21 protein-coding genes and 1 riboswitch are annotated in these 22,908 nt (G+C 35.9%); all 21 genes read left to right on the top strand.

Features of this window, described 5'->3' with window-relative positions; all coding sequences use genetic code 11:
* The first annotated feature begins 38 nt into the window (after positions 1-38).
* Positions 39-1,478: a DHA2 family efflux MFS transporter permease subunit gene (locus ACMGE6_RS01755; RefSeq protein WP_414054216.1), complete on the top strand. Its 1,440-nt coding sequence runs from the start codon at positions 39-41 to the stop codon at positions 1,476-1,478.
* Between the two features lie 82 nt (positions 1,479-1,560).
* The gene (locus tag ACMGE6_RS01750) at positions 1,561-2,661 is read left to right on the top strand and encodes a YkvI family membrane protein (RefSeq protein ID WP_414044864.1); all 1,101 of its coding nucleotides are present in this window, start codon (positions 1,561-1,563) and stop codon (positions 2,659-2,661) included.
* A gap of 120 nt (positions 2,662-2,781) precedes the next feature.
* Positions 2,782-3,756, top strand: a complete 975-nt coding sequence (locus ACMGE6_RS01745; protein WP_414046815.1) for an alpha/beta hydrolase — start codon at positions 2,782-2,784, stop codon at positions 3,754-3,756.
* A gap of 58 nt (positions 3,757-3,814) precedes the next feature.
* Positions 3,815-4,732: an NAD-dependent epimerase/dehydratase family protein gene (locus ACMGE6_RS01740; protein WP_414044863.1), complete on the top strand. Its 918-nt coding sequence runs from the start codon at positions 3,815-3,817 to the stop codon at positions 4,730-4,732.
* Positions 4,733-4,944: 212 nt separating this feature from the next.
* Positions 4,945-5,562, top strand: coding sequence for a DUF47 domain-containing protein (locus ACMGE6_RS01735; protein ID WP_414044862.1), 618 nt, complete (start codon positions 4,945-4,947; stop codon positions 5,560-5,562).
* An 11-nt stretch (positions 5,563-5,573) separates the two neighbouring features.
* A complete protein-coding gene (locus ACMGE6_RS01730; RefSeq protein ID WP_414047736.1) occupies positions 5,574-6,575 on the top strand; it encodes an inorganic phosphate transporter in 1,002 nt (333 codons plus the stop codon).
* 53 nt (positions 6,576-6,628) lie between these two features.
* Positions 6,629-7,162, top strand: a complete 534-nt coding sequence (locus ACMGE6_RS01725) for a serine aminopeptidase domain-containing protein (RefSeq protein ID WP_414054215.1) — start codon at positions 6,629-6,631, stop codon at positions 7,160-7,162.
* 134 nt (positions 7,163-7,296) lie between these two features.
* On the top strand, positions 7,297-7,983 hold the full coding sequence (locus ACMGE6_RS01720) for a GntR family transcriptional regulator (protein ID WP_414054214.1): 687 nt from the start codon (positions 7,297-7,299) through the stop codon (positions 7,981-7,983).
* 9 nt (positions 7,984-7,992) lie between these two features.
* Complete coding sequence (gene gntK, locus ACMGE6_RS01715; protein ID WP_414054817.1) at positions 7,993-9,531, top strand: gluconokinase; 1,539 nt, start codon at positions 7,993-7,995, stop codon at positions 9,529-9,531.
* On the top strand, positions 9,531-10,898 hold the full coding sequence (locus ACMGE6_RS01710) for a gluconate:H+ symporter (protein WP_414054213.1): 1,368 nt from the start codon (positions 9,531-9,533) through the stop codon (positions 10,896-10,898). The genes gntK and ACMGE6_RS01710 overlap by 1 nt, the downstream gene beginning before the upstream one ends.
* A 462-nt stretch (positions 10,899-11,360) precedes the next feature.
* Entirely contained in the window at positions 11,361-11,999 is a 639-nt protein-coding gene (locus ACMGE6_RS01705; protein ID WP_414054212.1) for a Bax inhibitor-1/YccA family protein, read from the top strand.
* Between the two features lie 107 nt (positions 12,000-12,106).
* Positions 12,107-12,820, top strand: coding sequence for a YebC/PmpR family DNA-binding transcriptional regulator (locus ACMGE6_RS01700; RefSeq protein ID WP_414054211.1), 714 nt, complete (start codon positions 12,107-12,109; stop codon positions 12,818-12,820).
* A 67-nt stretch (positions 12,821-12,887) separates the two neighbouring features.
* The gene (locus tag ACMGE6_RS01695) at positions 12,888-14,906 is read left to right on the top strand and encodes an acyltransferase family protein (protein WP_414054210.1); all 2,019 of its coding nucleotides are present in this window, start codon (positions 12,888-12,890) and stop codon (positions 14,904-14,906) included.
* Between the two features lie 2 nt (positions 14,907-14,908).
* Entirely contained in the window at positions 14,909-15,286 is a 378-nt protein-coding gene (locus ACMGE6_RS01690) for a GNAT family N-acetyltransferase (protein WP_414054209.1), read from the top strand.
* Between the two features lie 94 nt (positions 15,287-15,380).
* A complete protein-coding gene (locus ACMGE6_RS01685; protein ID WP_414054208.1) occupies positions 15,381-16,160 on the top strand; it encodes an SDR family NAD(P)-dependent oxidoreductase in 780 nt (259 codons plus the stop codon).
* Between the two features lie 128 nt (positions 16,161-16,288).
* Positions 16,289-16,672 (top strand): GntR family transcriptional regulator, encoded by a 384-nt coding sequence (locus ACMGE6_RS01680; RefSeq protein ID WP_414044851.1) that lies wholly within the window; start codon positions 16,289-16,291, stop codon positions 16,670-16,672.
* Positions 16,656-17,558: an ABC transporter ATP-binding protein gene (locus ACMGE6_RS01675; protein ID WP_414054207.1), complete on the top strand. Its 903-nt coding sequence runs from the start codon at positions 16,656-16,658 to the stop codon at positions 17,556-17,558. Before ACMGE6_RS01680 ends, ACMGE6_RS01675 begins: the two co-directional genes overlap by 17 nt.
* Positions 17,530-19,422 (top strand): hypothetical protein, encoded by a 1,893-nt coding sequence (locus ACMGE6_RS01670; RefSeq protein WP_414054206.1) that lies wholly within the window; start codon positions 17,530-17,532, stop codon positions 19,420-19,422. The genes ACMGE6_RS01675 and ACMGE6_RS01670 overlap by 29 nt, the downstream gene beginning before the upstream one ends.
* 63 nt (positions 19,423-19,485) lie before the next feature.
* Positions 19,486-20,973 carry a phospholipase D family protein gene (locus ACMGE6_RS01665; protein ID WP_414054205.1) on the top strand — a complete coding sequence of 496 codons (1,488 nt, stop codon included), beginning with the start codon at positions 19,486-19,488 and terminating at the stop codon, positions 20,971-20,973.
* 76 nt (positions 20,974-21,049) lie between these two features.
* Positions 21,050-21,155: riboswitch (SAM riboswitch) on the top strand.
* Between the two features lie 74 nt (positions 21,156-21,229).
* Positions 21,230-22,246 carry a methionine ABC transporter ATP-binding protein gene (locus tag ACMGE6_RS01660; RefSeq protein ID WP_414054816.1) on the top strand — a complete coding sequence of 339 codons (1,017 nt, stop codon included), beginning with the start codon at positions 21,230-21,232 and terminating at the stop codon, positions 22,244-22,246.
* Positions 22,236-22,901 carry a methionine ABC transporter permease gene (locus ACMGE6_RS01655; RefSeq protein WP_414047746.1) on the top strand — a complete coding sequence of 222 codons (666 nt, stop codon included), beginning with the start codon at positions 22,236-22,238 and terminating at the stop codon, positions 22,899-22,901. Before ACMGE6_RS01660 ends, ACMGE6_RS01655 begins: the two co-directional genes overlap by 11 nt.
* The last annotated feature ends 7 nt before the right edge of the window (positions 22,902-22,908 follow it).

The following is a 22,908-nucleotide window of genomic DNA, read 5'->3' as shown; positions in this document are numbered from 1 at the left end:
ATAGTGAGCACTCTGCTCATTATTTTTTTGGAGGATACATGAAAAAATCAACAATTATTATGATAACGTTTCTAATCGGTGCATTCTTTACGTTCTTAAATGAAACGTTACTCAATATTGCTTTAACTGAAATTATGCAGGTCTTCAATGTCGATGCACCAACTGTGCAGTGGCTCGCAACAGGTTTTATGCTAGTTATGGGAATCTTAATGCCGCTTTCTGCTTCGATTATTCAATGGTTTTCTACGCGTCAGTTATTTATCGGACTGATGACTATATTTTTAATCGGGACAATAATCGCGGGTTGTGCTGTAAACTTTCCCATGATTTTAGCAGGTAGAATGATTCAAGCTGCTGGAACAGGTTTACTAATTCCAACGATTATGAATGCGATGCTGAATTTATTTCCGCCTCATGAACGTGGGAAAGTTATGGGGAACTTCGGTTTAGTGATGATGTTCGCACCGGCTATCGGTCCGACATTATCAGGTGTTATCGTCGATACATTAGGTTGGCGCTGGTTATTCTTCTCTGTTGTACCATTTGTCATGTTCTCTATTTTATTTGCTTATAAATATCTGGAGAATGTTGGCGAAGTTACAAAACCTAAAATTGATATTTTATCAGTTATACTTTCAACGATTGGTGTAGCAGGTATTATTTATGGCTTTAGTTCGGTAAGTACTGCTGAAGGTGGATTTTCAAATCCGTTGATATTAACGATTATTATTGTAGGCATCGTGTCTATGGTGATCTTCGGAATTCGTCAGCATAGGTTAGATGAACCACTTCTTGATTTATCTGTCTTTACATATAACAACTATGCACGTGGGATGTTCATCTTTGTAGTCGTTGTGATGGCGATGTTTGCCTCTGAAATTGTTATGCCGATGTATTTACAGGGACCGATGGCATTTTCAGCAAAAGTTGCTGGTCTTATATTATTACCCGGGGCATTATTAAATGGTGCGATGAGTCCTGTGATGGGACGTATCTTTGATAAGTTAGGTCCTAGAAAAATGATTATTCCAGGCATGTTTGTCTTAGCTTGTGTAATGGTTTTTTACTCAACGATTCATCCAGGTATTAGTGTGTATGTATTTATTGTGGTCTACATGATACTGATGGTGAGTATCTCGATGATTATGATGCCTAGCCACACAAATGCGATTAATCAATTACCTAAAAGGTTATATCCGCATGGTACAGCTGTTGGGAATATGATTCAACCGATTGCCGGAGCAATGGGTATCTCAATTTTTGTAAGTATCATGACGCATGGTCAGAAGAAAGCATTAGAAGGGATAATGCACCCGTCTGCTGCACAGATTAATGATGCTTTAACGACCGGGGTTCATCATGCGTATTGGTTTGCGATTGCTTTAACTTTAATTGGTTTAATCACTGCACTATTTATTACTAAATCCGTGGCCCCAGAAGGAGAAACTTTCGGGTTACCTGAAGAAAATAAAATTTAAGGTTTTAAGCCTTGTTTAGAAGGGTATACACAACATGTCTGTGCTTACAGACATGTTTTTATTATTATAAAGGAGCGTTTTGATGAGTAAAGCAAATTGGGAAGCAATTAAAATAGGATTCGCATATGTTGGCGTAATCGTCGGTGCCGGATTCTCAACAGGTCAGGAAGTTTTAACATTTTTCACGAACTATGGTATGTATAGCTATTTAGCTATAATCATTGCTGGTTTAATGCTCACTTTCTTCGGTCGCCAGACAGTAAAACTTGGCTACGGTTTAGATGCAGAGAACCACGAATCAACAATTCAATACCTATTTGGTGAAAAATTTGGAAAATTAATTGACTATCTATTAGTATTTTTCTTATACGGATTAGCTACAATTATGGTAGCCGGATCAGGAAGTGCAGCACATGAAAGTTTTGGTTTACCGGTATGGCTCGGATCTTTATTGATGGTTATTGCAATTATTATTACATTATTACTCGATTTCAATAAGATTGTCGGAGCACTTGGTATGGTTACTCCATTCTTAATCGTTGTTGTTACAACGATTGCTGTATACTATTTCTTTAAAGGATCAATTCCTTTTAGTGAAGTGCAAGATCATATTAATGCTGACAAACAGCCATTTAAAGCATCATTTTTACCAGAAAGTTCTTTATGGTGGTGGTCAGGTTTAAACTATGGTGGATTAGCATTTGCAAGTGGATTTAGTATTCTTGCTGCTATTGGTGGTGATGCAAGTCGTATGAAGATTGCTGGTCGTGGTGCAACGATTGGTGGGATTACGTTACTTGTATTACTTGCGATGGTTAACTCAGGATTATTAAGTGAATTAGATAAGATTAATAACTCAGCAATTCCAACATTAATTTTAGGTAAAGCAATTCACCCATTCATCGGAATTGCGTTAAGTATCATTATGTTAATGGTTATCTACAATACAATTGCTGGATTAATGTATTCATTTATTGCACGATTCTCTGAACCTTATTCAAAAAAATACAAATTAATGTTATTTGGATTAATGGCATTATCATATGTATTAAGCTTTGTAGGTTTCTCTAAATTAGTACAAACAGCATATCCATTACTAGGATATGTAGGTATGATTTTATGTATCGGTATTACAATGAAATACTTTAAACGTAAAAATCGTGGTAAAGATAATATCGTATAATAATAAAATGAGGGGTTTCTCTCATTTTATTTTTTTATGTTATAATGTGTAACGTTAGAAAGGGCGGTTGCATTGAAAAAAAGATATCTCATCATCATTATATTAATATCATTAAGTGTGATGTTACTCAGCTATGTTATGGGGTGGAGTGAAGACCATTCGCCACGTATTGCTGGTAATGCCATGCTTAATGATAAAGCAATAGAAAATTCAAATGTGAAACTTATTCCAAACGTAACGTATAGCGATATTGCACCGCTATCTCAAATGGATATTATTATGCCTAAAAATATTCGTAAAGGTGATAAGTTGCCATTAATTATATGGACGCACGGTGGTGGTTTTATTGCAGGGGATAAACGTCATAAAAATCCGTACTTGGCACAAATTGCTGAGAAAGGCTTTATCGTTGCAAATATTAACTATGCGTTAGCACCTGGCAATCAATATCCTACACCCATCTTACAGGAACTTGAAGCGGCAAAATTTATAAAAAGAAATAAAATGAACTTACCGGTAGATTTCTCTCAAATCATTATCGGTGGAGATTCTGCTGGGGCACAAATAGCTAGTCAGTTTGCAGCGATGCATACGAATAAGAAGTTAATCAATGATATGCAGCTAAAACCGGTATTTAAGCGCAATGAAATAAAAGCAGTAATACTTTTCGGTGGATTGTATAATATGCAGACGGTAAGAGCCACAAAGTTTCCACGTATTGAAACTTTTATGGAAAGTTATACCGGTGAGAAACATTGGGAAAAGAACTTTAAACCGATTGAGCAACTAAGTACCACTGCGAATATTACACCACATTATCCTCCTACATTCTTAACTGTCGGAGATGCAGATCCGTTTGATTCACAGGCAAAAGAACTTGTTGCAGTACTTAAGAAAAATAATGTACCCTATGAACACTCATTCTTTAACAAAACGCATCATTTAAAACATCAATATCAATTTCATATGGATCTAAAAGAATCACAGTTAACGTATAATAAATTGATGATGTTTCTAGGTAATTACACAAGTCAATCACCGTATACAACAGAGTCAATGAATACTGAAGAAGTTAAACTACCTAAACTAAAATAATAAATATCTTCTGTTAAAATGGGTAAAAGATAATAACTAAAGCGGATGGAGGCATAATATGAAACCACGTTTATTATTAACAGGTGCAACAGGCTATATCGGAAAAAATTTATACGATCAGTTAAAGGATGAGTTCGAGATTTATGCAATGAGTAAGTATCCTGCCCATGATTCAACACAGGATATCCATTGGATAACAGGAGATATGTTTTCTTTAAATGATTGTATTGATGCGATGCAACAAGTAGAGTTTGGCGTATACTTCCTGGATCCTACGAAACGTTCAAATAAATTGAACGATGCAAAGTTCCAGGATATTAATGCGATAAGTGCTGATAATTTTGCACGTGCAGCTGAAATTGCTGAGTTAAAAGCAATATTTTATGTCAGTGGTACGAGTGATGATGAAGAAACAATTCATATATTGAAAAGTTATAAAACTCCTGTTCAAGTTACACAAACACCCGTAAAACGTAAAGGTATTGTTGCTCAGACACAGAATTCAAAGACTAATGATGTCCGTAGTATTCAGCGCACACTGATGCCGTCAGACTGGACGGTAGAGCAAGTGAGTATGTATTATTTTGACTGGTTAAATGAGATGGCACTTGATTTTGTAGAGGTTAAAGTAAATGAAGGTCATATTCAAATCTTTGCAGCCAAAAAGCATGTATTAAGTCTTGAGAAAGACAATGATAAAACAGATGATCATCGTATAGTCTATCAAATCACTGGCGGACTGTTGCACCATGCTCATTCGGATAGTCGTGGCAGAATGGAGTTCAGACGTTTAAGAGGAACTGATACACTGCTCATTGCATTGCATGATTACGAACCGACACTACCATGGCTTGTATATTTATTAACACAAGCGCCTCTCCACCATTTAACAATGAAGATCTTTGATGTTGAAATGCGTATTGAACGATTTAAAGAAGAAAAAGATAAAGGTATTGAGAAAAAATATACAAAATAATTTTTAGCTGGAACAAAATTGTTCCAGCTTTTTTTATTGAATGTTTTGAAATTTACAATTCTGAAACATTAAATTTACATTCATGAAATAAAGAAAACGTTTACTATAAAAAGTTTACTTTATTTTTACAAAACACTATTCATTCAAGAAAATTTCCTATAAAATATCGTTGTAGTCTTAAAAAAGCTTTTTTATTATTAGGAGGATTTACAATGTTCAACAGAAAGAAAGATAAGTTTGCAGTGCAACTTGAAGCAATGGCGCTAAATTTAGATCGTGCAGCAAGTGCTTTTGGAGAAATGACGTTCCATTCTGCATTCGATTTAAAAAAATATTCAGATACGATTAAATCATACGAAAAAAATGGTGATGATTTAATGCATCAGATGATTTCTGATTTAAATCAGACTTTCATTACACCGATTGAAAGAGAAGATATTTTAGCATTATGTAATGCCATTGATGACGTAATGGATGGTATGGAAGAAACAGCTGGTATGTTCGAAATGTATTCAATCGAATATTCTGATGAGTATATGGCGGAGTTTGTACGTAATATTCAGGCGTGTGCAAAAGAAATCAAAACTGCAGTGACGTTAGTTGCAGAGAAGAAGTTCTCACATGTGCGTGTACATTCTATTAATATTAAAGAATATGAGACTAATTGTGATGGTATTTTAAGACAATCTATTAAACATATTTTATCTGTAGAAACTGACCCGTTAACTGTTATGAAGGTGAAAGATATTTATCAGTCTTTAGAAGATATTGCTGACAAGTGCCAAACTGTAGCAAATATTTTAGAGTCAATCATTATGAAAAATAGTTAAGGAGCATTACTATGGAACCGATTTTAATTATTACATTTGCAATTGTGTTTTTTGCTCTTGCATTTGATTTTATAAATGGCTTTCACGATACAGCCAATGCGATAGCGACTGCTGTATCTACAAAAGCCTTAAAGCCTAGACAAGCGATTCTTATGGCAGCAGTACTTAACTTTGTTGGAGCGATACTTTTTCATGGTGTAGCGAAGACGGTAAGTAAGGATATTGTTGATCCTTTTACATTACCAAATGGTTCGGTCGTTATTCTTGCAGCGTTACTGTCAGCGATCGCCTGGAACTTAATCACTTGGTACTATGGGATTCCAAGTTCATCTTCACATACATTAATTGGCTCGATTGCAGGAGCTGCAGTGGCTTCAGGTGGATTTGGAGTGTTACAGTATGCTGGATTTACTAAGATTATCGTGGCATTAATCGTATCACCACTTCTTGCTTTTATTGTTGGATATATCATCTATACCATCATTAAAATTGTTTTTAAAAATGCCAATCTGACGAAAACGAACCGTAACTTTAGATTTCTTCAAATCTTTACTGCTGCAGCGCAAGCCTTTTCTCACGGGTCAAATGATGCACAAAAAGCAATGGGGATTATTACGATGGCATTAATCTCTGCAGGTATTCAAACAGGAAATACTGAGCCGATGTTATGGGTACAGCTAGCCTGTGCGACCGCAATGGGATTAGGAACTGCAGTTGGTGGCTGGAAAATCATTAAAACTGTAGGTGGTAATATTATGAAGATTAGACCAGCGAATGGTGTTGCAGCCGATCTTTCTTCAGCGTTAATCATTTTTGGTGCGACGTACATTCACTTACCGGTTTCTACGACACACGTTGTTTCATCATCTATTTTAGGTGTGGGTTCAAGCCATCGTGTTAAAGGTGTGAAATGGACAACAGCCCAACGTATGATTATTACCTGGGTAATTACACTACCTATTTCAGCAATTATTGCTGCACTGATTTATTTCATTTTAAATTTATTCTTATAAATTTCGGGTAAACTACACTTGTGTAGTTTATCTTTTTTTATGGAGGGATAAGGATGAAACATATTGTTTTTGTACACAGTGCAGGCGTACAGTCTGTCTCTACAGGTAGTAATCCGTTAATTCGTGAGACGAAAGCTAGAACAGGTGAATTTGCATGGCATATGAGCGAATATCCAAGAGATGTCGGACAAATTTATGATAACTGGGTAAAAGTATTTATAAAAAGTTTAGAAGAAGTGCCTGTGGATGAACCGGTCATCCTCATAGGACATTCATTTGGGGGCACTGTCATTACAAAATATTTAACAGAAAATGAGGTTAATCATCAGATTGAAAAAATTATTATGATTGGATCTCCATTCTTCGGTTGCGATGAAAAGTTTAATGATCCACAAAACATCATTACAGGTGAACTTAAAGTTGCAGCACCAATTTATCATATACAATCTATCGATGATGATCGCGTTGATATTAGTCATCAGCAATGTTTTAAAGATGCTTTTCCTGAGTTACAAGCAATCACTGAAACCAGTGGTAAACATGAATTTCATGATGGCATACAGTCACTCAATGCATTACTCGTATAACGATGGACACGATTCATAATTGAATCGTGTTTTTCTTTTGATTCGTGACAAATTTGTAAACGCTTTAAAGTAATCGTTTACAAAATATACTCCATGATGTACCATACTTGTATACAAGTAGACGAGGTGAATCGATGTTACCCAAACAATGGATTGAAAATTTAGCATCAGGTGAACGGATTGCCTTTGATTTAAGATATAGAATCATTGCAGGTTATTATGCTGATGGAGAGAAACTATCAGAAAATCAATTAGCAGGAGTCTATGAAGTAAGTCGGTCGCCGATTAGAGATGCTTTGAAGATACTCGCAAGTGATCAATTGATTCGTTTAGAACGGATGGGCGCTGTTATTAAACGATTGAGCGAACAGGATATTCATGAATTGTATGATATGCGCATCATGATTGAAGGCTTTGCTTTTGAAAAAATAAAAAAGCAGGATATTGATCGACTTGTAACAGAGCTAGAAAAAAAACTTGAGATGATGCGTGTGGCAGTTAAGTTTGATGATGCAGCTGAATTTGCAATGCAGGATATATTGTTTCATCAGACGATGATTGAATCTATTCATCATCAACAGCTTGAGAAATTATGGCATTCAATTAAGGCAAATATGCTCATACTCAATCTCATTGCGATGCAGCAACGCATGGAGAATGATAAGTCTGATTTCGAGCGTATTTTTAAGAATCACGAAATGTATATTGAAGCAATTCGCAGACAGGATAGAAAGCTGTATAAAAAAGTATTACATATTAATTTCGATGATTTAAATGATGAAGTGGATGATCTTTATTATTCACAGATGAAGGAGGAATAGCCGGTGTACATGATTGGTGTAGATATAGGGACAACAAGTACGAAAAGTGTACTGTATGACAGAAATGGCGAGATACGTGCTGTGCATCATAAGGAATATCCACTACTTACGCCGCACAGTGATATTGCTGAGCAAGAACCTCATGTCATATTTGAAGCAGTGATAGAAACGATTGGTTCAGTAGTAAAAACAGAACAAGCAAAAAAAGATGAAATTGATTTTGTCAGCTTTTCAAGTGCGATGCATAGTTTAATCCTGATGGATGAATATCATCAACCACTCACAAATAGTATTACGTGGGCAGATAATCGCAGCTTTCACTATAGTGAGGTACTGAATAAGGAGTACGCGGGTCTAAAAATTTATCAGCGCACGGGCACACCAATCCATCCGATGAGTCCGTTAAGTAAACTGATGTGGTTTAAACATGAAGCGCCTGATACATTTAAACAGGCACATAAATTCATCGGCATTAAGGGATTTGTATTCTTTAAACTTTTTAATCGTTATGTTGAAGACTATTCGATTTTAAGTGCTACAGGTTTATTCAACATTCATACCCTTGATTACGATGCTGAAGTACTTCAATTACTTGGGTTATCGCCTGAACATTTCTCAGAGGCAGTGGATACAACTAAAGTTTTGAAGGGTCTTACGCCGGAGTTCGCTCATCAAATGGGCATTAGCAGAAATACACCATTTGTCATTGGCGCAAGTGATGGTGTGCTAAGTAACCTAGGTGTTGATGCCTTTAAACCTGGAGAAGTGGCAGTAACGATCGGTACGAGTGGAGCTATCAGAACAGTGATTGATCAGCCGAAGACCGACGAACATGGCAGACTATTTTGTTATGCACTGACGAAAGATAAATGGGTCATCGGCGGACCAGTGAATAATGGTGGTGTCGTGTTGCGCTGGATACGTGATGAGTTTGCATCGAGTGAAGTTGAAACAGCAAAGCGATTAGGCATTGATAGTTATGAAGTATTAACTAAAATTGCTGAACGTGTGCCACCTGCGAGTGATGGATTAATCTTTCATCCGTTTTTAGCAGGTGAACGTGCACCTTACTGGAATGCGAATGTGCGTGGATCATTTTTTGGACTCACATTATCTCACAAGAAAGAACACATGATACGTGCAGCGTTAGAAGGAGTTATCTTTAATCTTTATACAGTATTTATCGCACTCGGTGTGTTGATGGATGGTGAAGTTAAGACACTGAAAGCAACAGGTGGATTTGCTAAAAGTGCATTATGGCGTCAAATGATGGCAGATATTTTTGAACATGAAGTCATCGTACCTGAAAGTGTGGAAAGTTCATGCCTCGGTGCAGTGACACTTGGACAAGTTGCTTTAGGGTTAAAGCCTGACTTTAGTCATATCAGTGAGATGGTTGGCGTCACTAAACCACATCAACCGATTCATGACAATGTCATTATCTATAGAGAAATCTTACCGATTTATATGAAAGTTACACAACAATTAATGGATGTTTATATCGATATGGCGAACTTCCAGAGAAAACATGAAGGGAAAGAAAATTAATGAACGCAATTACTGAACAATGGCCTCTTATTACTGTATTTATCGCAATTTTACTATTACTCTTTTTAATCATGGGGCTGAAGTTAAATACATTTATCTCACTGATCGTGACAGCATTTACAACAGCACTATTATTAGGTATTCCGTTAGATAAGGTTGTCGCAACGGTTGAAGCGGGTATGGGTGCAACACTTGGACATATTGCACTGATCTTCGGACTTGGAGCAATGCTCGGAAAGTTACTTGCTGACGGAGGTGGTGCAACGCGTATTGCACATACTTTAATCGATAAGTTTGGATTAAAACATATCCAATGGGCAGTAGTTGTTGCCTCATTTATTATAGGGATTGCTTTATTCTTTGAAGTAGGATTAGTATTATTGATTCCAATCGTTTATACGATTGCTAAAGAAACAAAGTTACCAGCATTACATTTAGGTATTCCGATGGCAGCGGCATTATCGGTTACGCATGGCTTCTTACCACCGCATCCAGGACCAGTTATGATTGCTAAAGAATACGGTGCTAATTTAGGTGAAGTATTATTATACGGCTTTATCATTGCAATACCAGTAGCAATTATTGCTGGACCGGTATTTAATAAGATTGCTAAAAAAATAGCACCAACCGCTTTTACGCGTGAAGGTGATATCTCTTCTTTAGGTAAGAACGTAAATTTCAAAATTGAAGATACACCAGGATTCTTTATCAGTACATTAACGGCTTTATTCCCGGTTATTTTAATGTTAATTGCGACTGTCGTGAAGTTAATTGTTGAAGCAGGTGGCACTGAACCGAATGGTTTGATGAAAACTATTTATTTAATTGGTGATGCTTCAACTGCAATGTTAATTTCAATTGTAATTGCGATTTTTACAATGGGATTAAATCGCGGCAGACAAATGAAAGATGTAATGCAGTCAGTAACAGATGCGATTTATCCAATCGGTATGATGATCTTAATCATCGGTGCAGGTGGCGCGTTTAAACAAGTATTGATAGATGGTGGAGTGGGTAAACACGTTGAAACGTTATTTGCGAACTCAGACTTTTCACCTATCTTACTTGCATGGTTAGTTGCTGCAGTATTGCGTATTGCATTAGGCTCAGCAACTGTAGCTGCAATCTCTACGACAGGCATTGTGTTACCGATCCTAGAATCAAGTGACGTTAACTTAGCATTAGTTGTACTTGCAACAGGTGCCGGAAGTGTTATCGCATCACACGTTAATGATGCAGGATTCTGGATGTTTAAAGAATACTTTGGATTAACAGTAAAAGAAACAGTTTTAACATGGACATTGCTTGAAACGATTATTTCAGTAAGTGGATTAATCTTTATTTTAATCTTCAGCTTATTTGTTTAGGCATAGTTGAACTTTTAATTATTTATGATTTTTAATGATTGACGTATGTGGCTGTAAAAAAAATCGACGTACGCGGCTGTAAACATAAAATACAGCCGCGTACTCATGTAGAAAAAAGAAAAACTCGACGTATACGGCTGTAAAAGTAAAATACAGTCGCGTACTCATGTAGAAAAAAGAAAAACTCGACGTATACGGCTGTAAACATAAAATACAGCCGCGTACTCATGTAGAAAAAAGAAAAACTGGACGTATGCGGCTGTAAACATAAAATACAGCCGCGTACTCATGTAGAAAAAAGAAAAACTCGACGTATGCGGCTGTAAACATAAAATACAGCCGCATACTCATTTCATAGAGACCAACATTATCTGTATCACGCGATACAGATAATTTGAGTATTTCTATTAAACAACGTACAATATTAATAAAGATAAATCATATTTAAGAATGAGGGATTTAATGAACAATTATAGTTATCAATCGGAACATTTATCACACAGTTCGGCAGTGAGAAATGCCTGGCTTTATTTTATTTATTTCTGGATCGTATTTGCTGCAGGGACATTTTTAGGGCAGTTTGTACCACCAGGTTTACGTCTGATGGTTTCAGTATTAATTTTTGCATTAGTGTTTATCTCGCTGTTTGCAAAAGCTTCACGTAAGTTTGGATTTTTAATTTCAAATGCATTAGCCTTTGCTCTAGGCATCGTCAGTTATACATCATTTATGTATTACCTGGGTGTTTTAGGACAAACAGTATTTTATCAGAACGTTGCGCTTGCAGTAGTCGCTTTCTTTGCTTTTGGTGCAGTTGGTTATTTTGTTGTGGGTGATGCATCTAATCTTGGTAGATTATTATTCCCGGCATTGATTGCACTTGTATTAGCGAGCTTCTTAGGTATTTTCATTCATATTCCAATGTTTCATTTAGTAATTACAATCGCTGGTCTTGCCATTTTCTTCTTGTATACAATTTATGATTTCAACAGATTGAAACGTGGTCAGTTCTCAGCGCAAGAGATGGGTTTTAACTTATTCATCAACTTACTGAATATCATTATGGATGTTTTACGTTTAGCAAGTATCTTAAGAGACTAGGTTATAATTAAAGGAGACACAATGTGTTTCCTTTTTTTTTGTTTTGTGCAATACACAAGTTATGTGTATAATAATGACATATTAATGTAAAAGGAAGCGTGTATATTATGGGTCGTAAGTGGAACAATATTAAAGATAAGAAAGCAGCAAAAGACAAAAATACAAGTCGTATCTATGCAAAATTTGGACGCGAAATCTATGTTGCTGCAAAATCTGGAGAACCAGATCCTGAGTCAAATCAAAACTTAAAGTTTGTACTTGAGCGTGCGAAAACATATTCTGTCCCTAAACACATCATTGACCGTGCAATTGAAAAAGCAAAAGGCGGCGCTGAAGAAAACTATGATGAATTACGTTATGAAGGTTTTGGGCCTGGTGGTTCTATGTTAATCGTTGATGCTTTAACAAATAACGTTAACCGTACAGCAAGTGATGTTCGTGCTGCATTTGGTAAGAATGGCGGGAACATGGGTGTTTCTGGTTCTGTAAGTTACATGTTTGAAAATACTGCAGTATTTGGCTTCGACGGAAAAACTGCAGATGAAACTTTAGAATTATTGATGGAAGCTGATTTAGATGTACGTGACGTTATGGAAGAAGATGGACACGTAGTAGTTTATGCTGAACCAGATCAATTCGCAGCGGTTCAAAATGCATTAAAAGAAGCGGGCGTAGAAGAGTTTACAGTGGCAGAACTTTCGATGTTAGCACAAAATGAATTAACTTTATCTGATGAAGATTTAGAAGTATTTGAAAAGTTAGTGGATGCCATCGAAGATTTAGAGGATGTACAAACTGTTCACCATAATGTTGAACTATAAATTTTGTTAAGGTCAGGAGAAATCCTGACTTTATTTTTATGTAAAAATAAACCACAAAGGTGATAAAATGGTTCAATCAGATAATCAATCAAAGAAAAAGTTTAGGCCTGAAATAGAGGGATTAAGAGCAGTTGCTGCTTTACTTGTTGCGATTTATCATATATGGCTCGGTAGAGTTTCAGGTGGCGTCGATGTCTTTTTTGTTGTCAGTGGTTTTTTAATTACTGCAAGTCTTTTATCAAAATACCGTAGGTTTGGCACAGTTAACTTCTTTGAATTTATAATGGGATTACTGAAACGATTAATGCCTCAAGCATTTTTTGTGTTACTTTCAGTTATTATTTTTAGTTACTTTTATTTACCAGGTGCAAGATGGATGCTAACAATAAAAGAAATATTTGCTTCAGCACTCTATTATGAAAATTGGCAGCTGGCACTCACTGCAGTTGATTATCTTGATGCTACGAACGAAAAGAGTCCGGTGCAGCATTTTTGGGCAATGAGTATACAAGGTCAGTTTTATATCATTTGGTTTGCAGTTATTTGGTGTGCGATTCTATTGTCTCGGGTTTTCAAACAATCAATAAAAAAAGTTTTAATGATTTTATTACTACTTTTGTTTACACTATCACTTGCGTATTCAGTGCATCTAACTGATATAAACCAGCCTTGGGCATATTTTGATACACGTACGCGCGTATGGGAATTTGCTTTAGGAGGTATGCTTTGTATATTCATTCATCGTATGAAGCTCAAAGCACCTCTTTCTTTTATGATTGGGTGGATTGGACTGATCATGTTAATATTATGTGGTATTTTACTTGATGTTTCATCATTGTTTCCTGGTTATATTGCACTTTGGCCGACGCTTTCGGCTGTGTTGATACTACTGTCAGGTGAGAATGCTACAAAGTATGGTGTTGAACGATTGTTAGGAACGAAATGGATGATGAAACTGGGTGGATATTCGTATGGCTTTTATTTATGGCACTGGGTTCTACTTACCTTTTATCATATTTTGTTCAAAAAGAATTCTGTATCTATTATGCATGGGATGCTTATCATCGTATGTTCATTAATTCTTTCCATTGCTGTTACACAAATTATTGAAAAACCGATACGTTCCCTTAAAGTAAAAAATAATTCATGGCCGGTAGTTGCTGTTATTTGTCTTTGTATGTTTCCGGTGCTTGTTTCAAATAGTTTATGGCTGCATCATATGAACGGTGAAATGAAAAAAATAGAAACATTAGCAAAGTCAAAGGAATATCCAGGAGCAGGTGTTTTTGAAATGGATAATTTTGAGGAACTGGCATATATTCCGGATGATGCAAATATTAAAGAAGATCAAGCGCAGCCATATAAGGATGGTTGTCATGTGAAAGCTGACGATCCTAAGGTCAAAATTTGTGAATATGGTGTAACTAAAAATTTCGATTATACTGTAGCTGTTGTAGGGGGCAGTCATTCAACACATTGGTTTACAGCAATTGAAGACTTGGCACAGAAATATAAAATCCGTGTATTAAATGTAACGAAAAGTGGATGCCGTTTATCAACTGATAAAAATGGTTTGCCTTCTTGTGACAAATGGAATGAGCAAGTCGTTGAAAAAGTAAGTGCACAAAATCCGGATATCGTATTAGCTATGGCTGAGATATCTTATTTTAATGTAGAGGATGTACCACAGGGCTATATTGATCAGTTTAATGCATTTAGTAATCATGGCATAGAAATTTTTGCCATTAGAGATACACCATACTTTAGAACCGACGTACCGGAGTGCATACAAGCTGAAGGACGTCATAGCGAAAAATGTAAAATTAGAAAAGATCTGGTTGTACCAAAACAGACGGACTGGTCAAAACTTAAAAATAAACCACCTGGCGTTCACTTTGTCGATTATACAGATAAAATATGTCCGGATACATTTTGTGAACCGGTTGTCGGTAACGTCGTTGCTTACTTCGATAAATCACATATGACAAAAACTTTTGTTTCGACACTAACACCTTATGTTGAAAAAGATTTAATACCTATATTGAAGAAAATAAAAGAACAAAAAGAAAATATTAAAGAGGAGTAACAATGATTAGACCGTTTGAAACTAGAGATATTGATGCCATACAGGCGATGAATGCCTATGAAGGATGGGATAATTTAGTGGTAAGACACGAGCAGACGCTTGCTGCATGGCTGAATAGTGTGAGTTATGTTGCTGAAATAGATAATCAGGTTGTAGGGTGTGCAAGAGCGATCACAGATGGATATGTTAGTCTTTATCTCTGTGAATTAATAACGCATCATCAGTTTCGTGGACGAGGTATCGCAAAAACTCTAATCAACCATATTCACGACTTATACCCTGATACGCGTATGGAATTACTCGCAACAAGCACTTCAAAAGGCTACTATGAAAAAGATTTCAGGCCATTTTATGGCTTTAGACGAACATATGGTGAATAAACAATAACAGTGCGACCTGATAATATATCATAAACTCTTTTTCTATTAACACCATATGTTTTTTGCTATATTTTATTTAAAAGGAGCTGATCATATGGAGTTAGGTTTACAGAATAAAGTTGCTGTCATCACAGGTTCAAGTAAGGGAATCGGCAAGGAAACGGCATTACTACTTGTTGAAGAGGGAGCCGACGTTGTCATTGCAAGTCGTCATGAAGATGAACTGATTGAAGTGGTCAAAGAGATAAAGGATAAGACTGGGAAAGAAATTGTATATCAAGTGTGTGACGTTACTAAAGAAGCAGAATGTAAGGCTTTCGTGCAAAAAGCAGTGGATACTTACGGTAAACTAGATATTCTGATAAACAATGCAGGGAGTGCTTTTGCAAAAAACTTTGAAGAAGTGTCCCTTGAAGACTGGCAACAAGATCTGGATTTAAAATTGTATGGCGCAATCCATATGTTACATGCAGCGATTCCGGAACTTAAGAAAAATGGCGGTGCAATTGTTAATTTAACAGCCGTTGCCGGTAAGAATCCGCCAGCGAATACAACACCAACTTCTGTGACACGTGCTGCAGGCCTTGCTTTGACGAAGACACTTAGTAAAGATTTAGCACAGTATAATATTCGTGTGAATGCAGTTTGCATCGGACTTATTCGAAGCGGACAAATTGAGAAACGCTGGCAGGCAGAAGCACCGGAATTAACTTGGGAAGAGTACGCAAGAGATCCGAAGTTTGAAATTCCATTAGGACGTATTGGTGATACGCGTGAAGCAGCCAATGTTATCACATTCCTTGTAAGTGAAGCTGCGAGTTATGTGACAGGCGTTGCGGTGAATATTGATGGTGGTAAGTCACCTAGTCTATAGTCACTTTAGAACATACATAGTGTATGTTCTTTTTTTTTGCCTAATTTACAAATTTTACTTGCATTTATCCGTTCTAGGTGTATTATAATAAGTAGTACAGTTAATACAGTAGAAATGGAGAGAGATGGATGATATCAATCGATAATCGCAGTCGAGTGCCGATATATGAACAATTGGTCAGTGGCTTTAAATTACAGATTATGAACAATGTATTGCAGCCAGATGATCAACTGCCATCAGTCAGACAACTGGCCCAGGAGCTTACTATCAATCCTAATACGATACAGAAGGCATATCGGGAATTAGAGCGTTTAGGTTACACGTATTCAGTCCCCGGAAAAGGTAGTTTTGTCAATCAAGTTGAAGATACTATGCAAAAGGAGCGTATACAGATGTTGACTGAATCACTAGAAAAAATTGTTCAGGAGTTACTATTCTTAGGCTTAACAAAGGATGAAATTATAGCAACGATTGAGGAAATGAGGGGTGAGAATAATGATTCAGATCAATGAGGCAACGAAGTATTTTGGTGTATTCACTGCTGTAAATAAATCAACATTATCAATTCGCCCTGGCAGTATACAAGGATTACTTGGAAGTAATGGTGCAGGAAAGACAACGCTACTTAAGATGATAGCAGGTATTTATAAGGCAGATAGTGGTGCAATATTATTCAATAAACAAGATGTATTTGAAAATGAAGACTATAAATCTAAGATGATATTCATCTCTGACATCCCTTATTTCTTTGGACATGCCAATTTAAAAGAAATGGGTGACTTCTATCAGACGCTTTATCCAAACTTTAGTCAGGAAAGATTCACTCAACTTACACAGCTATTAAAGATGCATCCTCAAAAGAAGTTATCGAAACTGTCAAAAGGGATGAAACGTCAATGTGCATTTATTCTAGCTATTGCAGCACGTCCTGAAGTGATGTTGCTTGATGAACCGTTTGACGGATTAGATCCTATTGTCAGACATACCATCAAGAATATACTGATTCAGGATGTCACAAATCATGACATGGCATTATTTGTTTCAAGCCATAATCTTCGTGAGATGGAAGACTTCTGTGATTCGGTCACTTTAATGCATGAAGGTAGTATTTTAATGGCAAGAGATTTAGATGACTTAAAAGGTAATGTGGCTAAGATTCAAATGGCATTTGAAAAAATTCCTAATGAACAATTCTTTAAAGGGATGAATCTCGTAGAAAAATCAGTTAAAGGACGCGTTGTTACGTGTATTGTTAAAGGTGATTTTGATGATATTGAACAATATATCACCTCAGGCAACCCACTGATGTATGACATTTTACCGTTATCACTCGAAGAAATATTTACATATGAATTAGGAGGACACGGCTATGCCATTGAAAACATTATCGTTGAATAAAGCACTGTTCAGTAATTTATCACGTTCAATCATATTTTTGAGCATTATTAATCTTATCTGTACCTTTATACTCGTCCCTTTTTCATATGTAATTGCACATATTGATAGCAATACTTCAGCACATGAACATAGTAAGTATTTCATCGGTGAAATGATGACGATGCCAATTTATTTCTTTGGCACAATGTTTTATGCTTTACTATGTGCAGCTTTTCTGACGTATTATTTCAAGACACAATCTGCTTCTGACTTTATACACAGCTTGCCGATAAAACGTGAGCGAATACTCGTGACAGCTTATGCCGTATTCTTCTCACATTTATTGATTAATCTTATAATCAATGGAGTGATTACGTGGATATTTGGCATTAAGTACACATCGATTGACCTTGAAAAAGTGGTCATCTGGATCCTTTTTAATTTAGTGGTTGATTTCTTTATATTTACAGTTACAATGCTCTTTAGTTTATATATCAATAATATGTTGAATCATATTATGTCGTCGATTATACTCATCATTTCTCCTCTCATTATGGGGACACTAATCTATACGACGCACATGTTTATGTTTAAAGGATTACAATCATATCCTGAAAAGTTAATGCAAAACTTAACTGTGCCAGTACGCATATTAGGAGATATCATTGAGGATAAATTAGACTTTACATATTTACTAATCGTCTTGCTGGTAAGTTTGTTATTGTTTGCATTACTATTTGTAATTTATAAAAAAAGAAAAAATGAACGTATTAACGAAGCATATTCTACACGCTATGCGAACTTCATTCTTTTCTTTATCACGATGTTTATTGCCACACTGTTAGGTGGTATCATCTTCAACTCAATCTTTAATGAACAGAAAATCATCACGTTATTTATCTATATTGTGTCATTTACACTCGTATATATTTTGCTTGAAATGATTGCGCAGAAATCTGTGCGCATTCAACTGAATCGTAACTTATTTTTAATGACGTTAGCATTGGTTGTATTATCACTTATAGGTGTCTATGTATCAGGACAAATGAGAGAAAGCTACGTTCCGAAAATTGAAGACGTGAAAAGTGTGACAACGTCATTTGAAGAAACGAATGATAATTACGAAGAAGGCATATTAGATAATACTAAGGTGAAAGATCGTAAATTTATTCAGACAGTAATAGAAGGGCATAATCATTTAATAGATACTAAACGTGCTCACTTTAATGATGAAGAACCTACAATGACGATAGAATTATCTTATAACTTGAAAAATGGTCGAAAAGTGAGTAGAAGTTATGATATTAATGAGCAGGCATATCAACAATATAAGAAAAAAGTATCTACAAAAGACAATGCTAAGATTATTACACAATATGTTAATTGGGATAAACTGTTTGATAAAACTGTGACACTCAATATTGACTCAGGTGACAATTCGTATTCAGGTGAAGACTTAAATCGTAATCAAAAAGAAAAATTAAAGAAACTGATTATTGATAAATATCGCAATCATTATTATCATGACAAGGCGATTCCATTAGATGGTTCTGCCCTTCACATTTCATTCAGCGATAATCATATGGATGGTCTTGACCAAGCGTTATATCTTTCCATCTATGATAAAGACATTATCAACTTCCTGGTTGATGAAAAGTTGATTGCTAAACCGAGTTCAGCATTACCATTAGGTAAAGTTTATGACCTGGGTAATAAATCAAATTATGAGAAGATTGGTGATGAGGATATTAAAGATTTACCATTTGCTAAGCATATTAAACGCGAAACTTTTAAAGAAATGTTTAATAAAAATGGTGCTGATATTGACGGAGATCATCTGTATTTCTTTGATGAGAGCTATCAGTATGTACTGATGAAAAAGTAATGACAAAGTCCATTTGGGCTTTGTTTTTTTGATATAATAAAAATAATAGTGCGGAGGTGGATGATGGCTACTAAAAAAAAGAAAATTGTTGCAAAGAAGTCAAAAAATAAACGCAGGAAAAAGAAATTTAGTTTTAAAAAAATTGCATTTATTTGCTTTGGTGCATATATTGTCTGTGCAATTTACGGAGCTTATAAACCTTTGCCTGGTGGGGTATCAAAGTGGTTTGATTACAGTAAGACAAATGATGCACAAGTGTTAATAGATAATACCTACAAGAAAAACAATGTGATGCATTATGATCAGGAAATATTCGGTCATCAGTTACAGTTAATTCGTGAGGCTAATGATTTTATAATTATGGATATGTTTTTATTTAATAATGCTTACGACGGGAAAATAAAATTTCCTAAATTAACAGAACAGTTAACGGATGCATTGATTGCAAAAAAGAAGTCGAATCCAGATATTAAGATCTTTGTCTTAACAGATCCAATAAACTCTTTCTATGGCAGTTATACGCCCGAACATTATCGCAAGTTGCGTGCAAATGGTATTAATCTTTATGAGACAAATCTGGTAGCACTTCGAGACTCAAATCCCATCTATTCAGGATTATGGCGTCCAACGATGCGCTGGTTTGGTAATAATGAGAATGGACTCATTACGAATATCTTCTCAAAAGATGAACCGAATGTGACTGTTCGCGGATTTGGTAGATTACTGAATATGAAAGCTAATCACCGTAAAACATTGGTGACAGAAAATGATGCAATTATTGCCTCAAGCAATCCGCATGATCCGAGTGGTCATCATCAAAATGTCGCCTTAAAGATGCGTGGTCAGATTCAGGAAGATTTAATCAATAGTGAAGTCCATGCATTGAATATGAGTGGTGCAGATTTAAAGGTTGATGATTTTAAAATTAAATCAAGAGCCTTTAATAATGGGATGGATTATACAACAACACTTGTTACTGAGGGTAAGATAAAAGCTGCATTACTTGATGAAATTGCAAGACTGGGTGATAAAGATCAGCTCAAGATGGGCATGTTCTATTTGTCAGATCGTGACATTATTAAAGCACTGATTAACGCCAGTAAACGAGGTGTTGATATTCAAATCATTCTGGATGTGAATAAAGAAGCATTTGGTAAAGAAAAACCTGGTATACCGAATAAACCTGTAGCACATGAACTCGTTTCAAAGTCTGATGACAATATCAAGATTAAATGGGCAGTGAGTCACGGAGAACAGTATCATGCTAAATTTACATTGATGAAAGACGCTGATAAGCATGAATCGAAGTTGTTACTAGGAAGTGCTAATTTAACAAGACGTAATGTTGGGGATTTGAACATGGAAACCGATGTCCTGATTTCTGGACAGTCGAACTTGCCTGTATTTACGAAGCTTGAAAATGATTTTGATGCAAAGTGGGATAATACGTATGCGCATGTAACAGATCACTATGATGTAAAGAAAGATCCATCGTTCTTTAAGTCTGTATTGTATCGTATTCAGGAGTTTACGGGGTTATCAAGTTTTTAGTAAAATTTAAATATTTTTTTAATTTGTTATTGACAGATTATTTTAATAACTGTAACATGAAATCAACTTAATAATTATTTTATCAAGAGAGACAGAGGGATATGGCCCGATGAAGTCTCAGCAGCGGACTCTTTATAGAGCACTGTGCTAATTCCATCAAGCTCATGCTTGGAAGATAAATTCGGACGTATAAACGTGCATTTAGCTTACTAAGCTTGAATGCACGTTTTTTATTTTGGGAGGAGAAAAAATGGGTATCATTGCAATTGATCATGTTACAAAAACCTATCAGACAAAGAAGGGAGCAATTAATGCATTAGATGATGTATCACTTACCATTCAAAAAGGTCAGATTTATGGCATTGTAGGTTATTCTGGTGCCGGAAAGTCGACATTGCTGAGACTAATCAACCGACTTGAAAAGCCTTCTTCAGGCAATGTTTTCGTCGAAGGACGTAATATCGTTAGCTTAAAAGAAAAAGATTTACGCAAGCAACGTCAAAATATCGGCATGATCTTTCAGCAGTTTAATCTTTTTAAGGCAAAGACGATTAGCGATAATATTCGTTATCCACTGAAACTTACGAAACAGTATTCTAAAAGTGAGATTGAACAACGCGTTGATGAGTTACTTAAATTTGTGGGACTCGCTGATAAGAAAGATGACTATCCGAATCAGTTGTCTGGTGGTCAGAAACAGCGTGTTGGTATTGCCAGAGCACTTGCAACCAACCCGGATATATTACTATGCGATGAAGCGACAAGTGCACTCGATCCTGAGACAACAGATGAAATTTTAAAGTTATTAAAAGATATCAATGAAAAGCTGAATATTACCATTGTCATCATCACACATGAAATGGAAGTCGTAAAGTCCATCTGTGATGAGGTTGCGGTGATGGAAAAAGGACGGGTTGTTGAACAGAATAATGTCTTTGATTTATTTACATCTCCAAAGCATCCTGTAACAAGACGATTTGTTCATAGTGTATTAAACGATGATGTTCCGAGTGATATTGATGTATCCAATCGTAAACTGTATCGTTTTATCTTTAATCATCAACAAATTTTACAACCAGTACTTAGTCAGATAGGTCGTACTTATCAAGTTGATTTTAATATTTTGTATGGCGGTATAACCGAGTTAACAGATAGACTATTTGGTAATTTATTAATTGAGGCAGTGGGCGAACCTGATAATATTCAAAATGCTTTAGCTAAAATTACCGCACATGGCATTGAGGTTAGGGAGGTAGAAGGATTTGAAAACTGATTTAAGTACGTTCTGGCCAGTCATTTTAGAGCACACGATTAGTACACTGATTATGGTTGCTATCACATTAGTACTCGCAACACTCATCGGATTGCCGTTAGGTATTTTACTCTATGCGACTGCTAGAGGAAACATACTGGAGAACAAAACGCTGAATACGATATTAAACGCCATCATCAATACCGTGCGTCCGATTCCTTTTATTATATTTTTAGTTGCACTTATTCCTGTTACAAGATTCTTAGTTGGTACGTCGATTGGTATATGGGCAGCAATATTTCCGATGACACTCGCTGCATCACTCTCTATTGCCCGTGTAGTTGAGAATAATATTGTCTCAGTAGACCGAGGGGTGATTGAAGCAGCAGAGTCTATGGGTTCAAGCAAATTTGATATTTTATTTAAAGTTTTGATTCCTGAAGCCGCTGGTGCACTGATACTCGGATTAACATTTACGACTGTGTCACTGATTGAATTCTCAGCAGTAGCAGGTCTTGTCGGTGCTGGAGGTATTGGATATTTAGCATTTACATATGGATATCAGCGCTTTGATGTTGCTGTCATGTTTATCACGGTGTTGATATTGATTGTTCTGGTACAAATCACACAATTTATCGGTAACAAATTAGCAAGTATATATACTAACAGATTATAAAAGGAGA

Origin of the sequence: Macrococcus equi (assembly GCF_047426745.1) — a bacterium.
Classification (GTDB): domain Bacteria; phylum Bacillota; class Bacilli; order Staphylococcales; family Staphylococcaceae; genus Macrococcoides; species Macrococcoides equi.
The sequence above is the reverse complement of the archived record's forward strand: the minus strand, read 5'-3'. Positions and strand labels throughout refer to the sequence as shown.

What these genes read in the sequence shown, in the direction of transcription:
- ACMGE6_RS01750 (WP_414044864.1), top strand. Translation starts at nt 1,561, where the DNA reads ATGAGTAAAGCAAATTGGGAAGCAATTAAAATAGGATTCGCATATGTT.
- ACMGE6_RS01695 (WP_414054210.1), top strand. Translation starts at nt 12,888, where the DNA reads ATGGTTCAATCAGATAATCAATCAAAGAAAAAGTTTAGGCCTGAAATA.
- ACMGE6_RS01665 (WP_414054205.1), top strand. Translation starts at nt 19,486, where the DNA reads ATGGCTACTAAAAAAAAGAAAATTGTTGCAAAGAAGTCAAAAAATAAA.
- ACMGE6_RS01685 (WP_414054208.1), top strand. Translation starts at nt 15,381, where the DNA reads ATGGAGTTAGGTTTACAGAATAAAGTTGCTGTCATCACAGGTTCAAGT.
- ACMGE6_RS01720 (WP_414054214.1), top strand. Translation starts at nt 7,297, where the DNA reads ATGTTACCCAAACAATGGATTGAAAATTTAGCATCAGGTGAACGGATT.
- ACMGE6_RS01700 (WP_414054211.1), top strand. Translation starts at nt 12,107, where the DNA reads ATGGGTCGTAAGTGGAACAATATTAAAGATAAGAAAGCAGCAAAAGAC.
- ACMGE6_RS01740 (WP_414044863.1), top strand. Translation starts at nt 3,815, where the DNA reads ATGAAACCACGTTTATTATTAACAGGTGCAACAGGCTATATCGGAAAA.
- ACMGE6_RS01690 (WP_414054209.1), top strand. Translation starts at nt 14,909, where the DNA reads ATGATTAGACCGTTTGAAACTAGAGATATTGATGCCATACAGGCGATG.
- ACMGE6_RS01675 (WP_414054207.1), top strand. Translation starts at nt 16,656, where the DNA reads ATGATTCAGATCAATGAGGCAACGAAGTATTTTGGTGTATTCACTGCT.
- ACMGE6_RS01735 (WP_414044862.1), top strand. Translation starts at nt 4,945, where the DNA reads ATGTTCAACAGAAAGAAAGATAAGTTTGCAGTGCAACTTGAAGCAATG.
- ACMGE6_RS01730 (WP_414047736.1), top strand. Translation starts at nt 5,574, where the DNA reads ATGGAACCGATTTTAATTATTACATTTGCAATTGTGTTTTTTGCTCTT.
- ACMGE6_RS01680 (WP_414044851.1), top strand. Translation starts at nt 16,289, where the DNA reads ATGATATCAATCGATAATCGCAGTCGAGTGCCGATATATGAACAATTG.
- ACMGE6_RS01745 (WP_414046815.1), top strand. Translation starts at nt 2,782, where the DNA reads ATGTTACTCAGCTATGTTATGGGGTGGAGTGAAGACCATTCGCCACGT.
- ACMGE6_RS01710 (WP_414054213.1), top strand. Translation starts at nt 9,531, where the DNA reads ATGAACGCAATTACTGAACAATGGCCTCTTATTACTGTATTTATCGCA.
- ACMGE6_RS01670 (WP_414054206.1), top strand. Translation starts at nt 17,530, where the DNA reads ATGCCATTGAAAACATTATCGTTGAATAAAGCACTGTTCAGTAATTTA.
- ACMGE6_RS01725 (WP_414054215.1), top strand. Translation starts at nt 6,629, where the DNA reads ATGAAACATATTGTTTTTGTACACAGTGCAGGCGTACAGTCTGTCTCT.
- gntK (WP_414054817.1), top strand. Translation starts at nt 7,993, where the DNA reads ATGATTGGTGTAGATATAGGGACAACAAGTACGAAAAGTGTACTGTAT.
- ACMGE6_RS01705 (WP_414054212.1), top strand. Translation starts at nt 11,361, where the DNA reads ATGAACAATTATAGTTATCAATCGGAACATTTATCACACAGTTCGGCA.
- ACMGE6_RS01755 (WP_414054216.1), top strand. Translation starts at nt 39, where the DNA reads ATGAAAAAATCAACAATTATTATGATAACGTTTCTAATCGGTGCATTC.